A 6,257-nucleotide genomic window follows, 5' to 3' on the forward strand; every position below is an offset into this window, starting at 1 on the left:
CGGGATATCATCTCTGTCGCCATGCAGACGAACCCCACTCACACCAGCCTGGTCGCGGTCGGCGACTCCTTCACCGAGGGCATGTCGGACCTGCTGCCCGACGGCACGTACCGGGGGTGGGCCGACACCCTCGCCTCACGGATGGCGGCCGTCGCTCCCGGGTTCCGGTACGCCAATCTCGCGGTGCGCGGCAAGCTGATCCGCCAGATCGTCGACGAACAGGTGGACACGGCGGCGGCCATGCGGGCCGACGTGGTCACCCTGGTCGGCGGGCTGAACGACACGCTGCGGCCCAAGTGCGACATGGTCATGGTGCGGGATCTGCTGACCGAGGCGGTGGAGCGGCTGGCCCCGCACTGCGAGCAACTAGTACTGATGCGCAGCCCGGCCCGCCAGGGCCCCGTGCAGGAGCGGTTCCGGCCGCGCATGGAGGCGCTGTTCACCTGTGTCGACGAGCTGGCCGAACGGCACGGCGCGCTGGTCGTCGACCTGTACGGGGCGCCCTCCCTCGGCGATCAGCGGCTGTGGGACGTGGACCGGCTGCATCTGACGGCCGACGGGCACCACAGGGTCGCGGAGGCGGTCTGGCAGGCACTGGGCTACCCGCCCGAGGATCCTGAGTGGCAGTTGCCCCCGCCTGCCTCGCTGCCGCCGGGCTGGACGGCGCGCCGCGCCGCGGACGCCCGGTTCGCACGGCAGCACCTGCTCCCGTGGATCGGCCGCCGCCTGACCGGCCGCTCCTCGGGCGACGGCCTGCCACCCAAGCGCCCCGAGCTGCTGCCGTACGACGTGCGGTGACGGCGGGAGACCCAAGGCCCCGGGGAGAAAGGGCTTCCGCTCGGTCGGCGGGGCGCAGCGGTTCCTGTCCGCGTTCAGCGGTATCTCACCTCGCTTTCGGCCCCGCCGCCACCTGATGAGCGCGCACGGTTACCGAGCCGAGACGGCCATCCGCTTCGCGATCTGGGACCAGATCACCGGCGCCGGCCGGCCCACCACGGCCTGAACACAGGACCGGACCGCAAGCCCACCACGCCCCCGGCGCACCGTCAGACACCGACCCACCCAACAATGTGACAGCGCCCTCCGCCCTGTTTTACGCCGACCGCTCGTCGAACGCTGCGCCAAATGGCCTCTCCTGCGGCTCACTTCGGTTGCCCGGTGGGGCAGCACAACCTTGTGAGCGGGTTGTGAGTCTTCTGATCGATCACTTTCGTGATCGGACCCACGAGGAGACCATCATCAGCGCCATACGCAAGACCCTCACCGCTACCGCCGTCGTCGGTGCCGTACTCGCGGGCTCCGCTGCCTGCGGAACGGCGGAGCAGCTTTCCGCCGGCCAGAAGCTCGACCAGGCCTTCGAGCAGCTCGGCAAGAAGAAGACGCTCTCCTTCCAGCTCGACCTGGACACCGACGTCACGTCCCTGAAGGCGCTGGACGCCAAGTCCGACCCCGCCCCCGGCGACGAGATCCCGGATGAGGCCGCCGAGTTGATGAGCGACGCGACGATCACGGTTACCGTGCAGTCGAAGAAGCCGCTCGACGAGTCCGGCGAGAAGGATCTCGTCGGCATGGCCATGAAGATCAGCAACCCGGAGGGCGATCTCGCCGAGTACCGGATGATCGGCGACTACATCTACGTCCGTGCCGACGTCGACACCATCGGCAAGATGATGGGCAGCCCTGTACCGGCCGCTGAAGACCTGCCTCCGCAGGCTCAGTCCTTCAAGAACGTCCTTGAGGGCAAGTGGGTGAAGTTCAGCGCCAAGAAGATGAAGGAGGTCGCCGCCGAGGGCCAGGAGGACCAGGGCGGTCCCGCGCCCGCCCCGTCCCTCGACGCCAAGACGCAGAAGAAGCTCGTGAAAGCCCTCCGGACGGTCGTCGCCCGTGAGGTGAGCTTCAAAACGGCCGACGGCGAGAACGGCACCGAGCACGTCACTGCCACGGCTCCCTTCCGCACGCTGATCACCGAGCTGCTCGACGAGATCCGCCCGCTGGCGAAGGACCTGCCGCCGGGCATGGAGCTGCCGACGGACAAGGATCTCAAGGACGCGCCCGACACCAAGGTGACGGCGGACTTCACGCTGAAGAACGACGAGCTGACCGAGGTGAATGTGGACCTCGCCGCGTTGGCCGAGGACGCCAAGGTCAAGAAGCTCGGCCTGACTGTGCGGATGAGCGACGGCACCAAGCCCACCGCTCCGGCCGGTGCCACCGAGCTGGATCTGCAGGAACTCATGGAGGGATTCTTCGCCGGCCCGGCGATGGACGACGCCGAGTGGGACGAAAGCGACTACGCCGACCCGGACTTCCCAGAGGACGAGTTCTGATCGCGCCGAACGCTGACGGGGCCGGACGCCGCACTCGCGCGGTGAGTGACCGCACGGGTGCTTTCTGTCCGCCCCCTGGCTCCCGGGTTCCGTACCCTTGCGGCATGCGCATGCGCCCCACTCTGAACTGGCTCCCTGCCGAGGACCTGCCTCCCGGCACCACGGACCCGGAGCCGGTCGTCGACGCCCTGCGTACTGGTCGTGTGCTGGTGCTCAGCGGGGCGGGCATCCCCACGGAGTCGGGCATCCCCGACTACCGGGGCGAGGGCGGGAGCCTGAGCAGGCACACCCCGATGACCTACCAGGACTTCACCGCCGGCGTCCAGGCCCGGCGCCGGTACTGGGCGCGCAGCCACCTCGGCTGACGCGCCTTCGGCCGCGCCCGCCCCAACGCCGGGCACCGGGCCGTGGCCGCGTTCGCGCGGCACGGCCTGCTCTCCGGCGTGATCACCCAGAACGTCGACGGCCTGCACCAGGCCGCCGGCAGCGAGGGCGTCGTGGAACTCCACGGAAGCCTGGCCCGGGTCGTCTGCCTTTCCTGCGGCGCCTTCAGCCCGCGCAGTGAACTGGCCAGGCGGCTGGAGGAGGCCGATGTGGGCTTCGAGCCGGTGGCCGCGGGAATCAAACCCGGACGGTGACGTCGACATCTGGCGCCGGTCGGTCGGCTCGGACTCGCTCGTCGCCATCGTGCTGCTCCTGGGCCAGGCACTGATGCTCAAGGAGGGCCCCACCTGGCCGGCCGGCAAGGGACAGCTGGACGAGTCGGTCGCCAACCTGGACAGTATCTACGGGATCAAGGCCGTTGCCGGTACGCCCGACGAGGCGACCCGTACCGCCATCGAAGGGCTCGCCTTCGGGTTCCGGCCCACCGGCCGTCCGTACTGGTGAACCCAAGCGGGAGCGTAGGGTCGAAAGTAGCGAAATACCAGGTCAGAACATACATCCGAAGCCACAGGTGCCTTGCCGGACGCCTGGAGAAGGGGCAGACGGGCCACCCACCCCGCCCTCGGTCCCCGCAGGCGTCCCCGCCCTGGCCGGGGGCCGTGAAGGGGCTCTTCACGGCCGGTCTGGGCGAACTTTCTCCGAGATGCAGAACGAACGTGCGGGCGCAACCTCTCCTCAGGGCTTTGCCGTCGGGTACGTAGGGAACCGCCAATCGAGATCGGTTGCAGCGACGTCGACGGCTGGACCGTCGTGGAGGTCTTCGGGGAGGTGGACGTGTACTCCGTGCCGGTCATCAAGCAGTACATGATCGAGCGGCTTGCGGACGGATGCCGCCGTTCCATCATCGACCTGCGCGGAGTGAAGTTCATCGACTCCATGGGTCTGAGCGTCCTGGTCGGCGTCCTCAAGCGCGTCATCACCGTGCACGGTGAGCTGAAGCTGGTCATCACCGACGCGAACACACAGCAACTGCTCGCTCTGACCGGCCTGCAGCACGTCTTCCCGGTCTACGGCTCCGGGTACCGGTCGCGAAGAACCTCGTGGCGTGCGCACTCCGCCGAAGCCGCCGTCATCACTCAGCCCGCGAAACGCGCCATCCATGCCTCGACCTCGTCCGCGGCGCGCGGCAGACCCGCCGACAGGTTCTCGTGGCCGTCGTCGGTGACGACCAGGTCGTCCTCGATCCGGACGCCGATGCCGCGCCACTCCTCGGGCACCGTCAGGTCGTCCGCCTGGAAGTACAGGCCCGGTTCGACGGTCAGGCACATGCCCGACTCCAGCACACCGCCGACGTAGTCCTCCGTGCGGGCCTGCGCGCAGTCGTGGACGTCCAGGCCCAGCATGTGACCGGTGCCGGCCATGGTGAAGCGGCGCTGCAGGCCGAGTTCGTACGCCCGGTCGACGGGGCCCTCGATGAAGCCCCACTCGACCAGCCGCGCCGTCAGGTGGCGCTGGGCCGCCTCGTGGAAGTCGCGGTACGGGGCGCCTGGCTTGACCGTCGCCATACCGGCCTCCTGGGCCTCGTACACCGCGTCGTAGATCTCGCGTTGCAGGGGCGTGAAGGTGCCGCTGATCGGCAGCGTGCGGGTGACGTCGGCGGTGTAGAGGGAGTGCGTCTCCACGCCGGCGTCAAGCAGCAGCAGGTCTCCCGGGCGCACCGGGCCGTCGTTGTCCGTCCAGTGCATGATCGTGGCGTGCTCACCGGCGGCGCAGATCGAGCCGTAGCCCACGGCGTTGCCCTCGAGGCGTGCCCGGCGGAAGAAGGTGCCCTCGATCCACCGCTCCGACGACGCGATCGCCCGGGAGAGTTCTGCGACGACGTCGGTGAAACCGCGCACGGTGGAGTCCACCGCCTTGCGCAGTTCACCGAGTTCCCAGGAGTCCTTGACGAGGCGGAGATCGCTGAGCGCCTCTTCCAGTTCGGCGTCCCGCTCCGCGTCGGTGGTGACGGCGGCCTCGAGGGAGGGGTCGATTCCGCGGACAATCCGGGTCGGCGGGCCGGAGGCGGCGGCCAGATCGGCAGCCGCGGTGCGGACGTCGCGGCACGGCATGCCGAGTACGCGCTCCGATTCGGCGAGTGAGCGTCGCCGGCCCGTCCACAGCTCGGCGTGGGCGCCCGTCCAGAACTCGTCGTCGTCCCTGCTGTCCCGCGGCAGCTGATAGCAGTAGGCGTCGTGGCCGCCGTCGGCGTGGGGTTCCAGGACGAGCGCGCCGTCCCGGACCTGGTCGCCGGCCATGTGCACGTAGCCCGTGTACGGCCGGAAGGGGTAGGTGTCGTCGTTCGAGCGGACCTTGAGGTTCCCCGAGGGGATCACGAGGCGTTCGCCGGGGAACCGCGCGGAGAGCGCGGCGCGGCGGCGGGCCGCGTGCGGGGCCTGCTCGGCGAGCTGGAGGTCCTGTCGTTCGGTGTCCGCCCAGCCCGTCCGCATCAGAGCGGACAGCTCTGCGGAGATCCCCGGGTAGAGGCCGTTCTTCCGACGGTTAGCCATGTCGTGCACCTTCTTCCGTTGGGCTTCCATGGGGCTTCCATGAGGTTCATCGGCGCCGCCGGTCCGCGGCGGCTCCCGGACGGTACCGCCGCGCGGCGGGCGCTGGGGCCGAACAGTGCCAGTGGCACAGACCGGCCACGGGCCCGGGCGGAAAACGTCGATAATGTGCCCATGGCGAACGCAAAACTCGGCGAGGCCCTCCGGCTGCTGGGACTCGGTCACAAGGCGTGCCGGGTCTACCTGGCACTGCTGGAGCTGGCCCCCGCTCCGCTGAGCGCGATCAGCGCGGCGGCCGGGCTGGGCGGGGCCGAGTTCGCCGCGGCGTACGGCGAACTGGCCGACGCCGGACTGGCCAGTGCCGCAGCCGGGGACGGGGACGTGGTGGCCCCGGTGCCGCCCGCCGCGGGCCTGGAGATCCTCGCCCGGCACCGGGCGGCTGAGCTCGAGGAGTCGCGCATCGCCGTCGGAGGCGCCTTCGAGTCGTTCCGGCGCCGGCGGCTCGCCGCCTACAACGACGACCTCGTCGAGGTCGTCACCGGCGAGGCCATCGGTCCCAGGATGCGCCACGCGTGGGCCAGCGCCCGCGAGCAGATCCGGCAGTTCGAGTCCCCGCCGTACGCCCCTCTGGCCGGCGCCACCGACGATGCCCTGGCGACGCTGGCCCGCGGGGTGACGCAGCGCGTCGTCTACTCGCGGGAGTCACTGGAGCATCCCGGCCACCTGAACGACGTCATCGAACCCTGCATCGAGGCGGGAGAGCAGGCCAGGGTGCTGCCGTCGGTGCCGGTCAAGCTCTTGATCATCGATGAGGCGTACGCCCTGGTGTCGTTGTCGATCAAGGAAGCAGACATACACAACACCATGCTGGTGGTGCAGCCGTGCGGCCTGCTCTCCGCGCTGACGGCCCTGTTCGAGCAGGCGTGGCAGAACGCCCTCCCCATCCACAGCCTCACCACCCGCCCCGCCGGCCTCCCACCCGCCGACCGTCGCCTGCTGC

General features: G+C 69.9%; 4 protein-coding genes and 3 pseudogenes. 6 read left to right on the plus strand and 1 reads right to left on the minus strand.

Features of this window, described 5'->3' with window-relative positions; translation table 11 throughout:
- The first annotated feature begins 21 nt into the window (after window positions 1-21).
- From ACFPZI_RS17755 to ACFPZI_RS17775, 5 genes and pseudogenes are all read left to right on the plus strand, one after another.
- Window positions 22-798 carry an SGNH/GDSL hydrolase family protein gene (locus ACFPZI_RS17755; protein WP_381364085.1) on the plus strand — a complete coding sequence of 259 codons (777 nt, stop codon included), beginning with the start codon at window positions 22-24 and terminating at the stop codon, window positions 796-798.
- A gap of 25 nt (window positions 799-823) precedes the next feature.
- A pseudogene (locus ACFPZI_RS17760) lies at window positions 824-1,003 on the plus strand (IS6 family transposase); the annotation flags it as partial.
- A 184-nt stretch (window positions 1,004-1,187) separates the two neighbouring features.
- Window positions 1,188-2,327, plus strand: a complete 1,140-nt coding sequence (locus ACFPZI_RS17765) for a hypothetical protein (protein WP_381364086.1) — start codon at window positions 1,188-1,190, stop codon at window positions 2,325-2,327.
- Between the two features lie 104 nt (window positions 2,328-2,431).
- Window positions 2,432-3,008: pseudogene (locus ACFPZI_RS17770) on the plus strand (Sir2 family NAD-dependent protein deacetylase); the annotation flags it as partial.
- Between the two features lie 546 nt (window positions 3,009-3,554).
- Window positions 3,555-3,725 (plus strand): annotated as a pseudogene (locus ACFPZI_RS17775) (STAS domain-containing protein); the annotation flags it as partial.
- 122 nt (window positions 3,726-3,847) lie between these two features.
- Here the strand turns inward: ACFPZI_RS17775 and ACFPZI_RS17780 are convergent.
- The gene (locus ACFPZI_RS17780) at window positions 3,848-5,260 is read right to left on the minus strand and encodes an aminopeptidase P family protein (protein WP_381364087.1); all 1,413 of its coding nucleotides are present in this window, start codon (window positions 5,258-5,260) and stop codon (window positions 3,848-3,850) included.
- 171 nt (window positions 5,261-5,431) lie between these two features.
- On the opposite strand from ACFPZI_RS17780, the gene ACFPZI_RS17785 reads away from it, so the two are divergent.
- On the plus strand, window positions 5,432-6,257 hold an 826-nt coding region (locus ACFPZI_RS17785; protein ID WP_381364088.1), incomplete at its 3' end, for a TrmB family transcriptional regulator.

This window comes from Streptomyces chlorus (assembly GCF_042655885.1).
Taxonomy (GTDB): Bacteria; Actinomycetota; Actinomycetes; order Streptomycetales; family Streptomycetaceae; genus Streptomyces; species Streptomyces chlorus.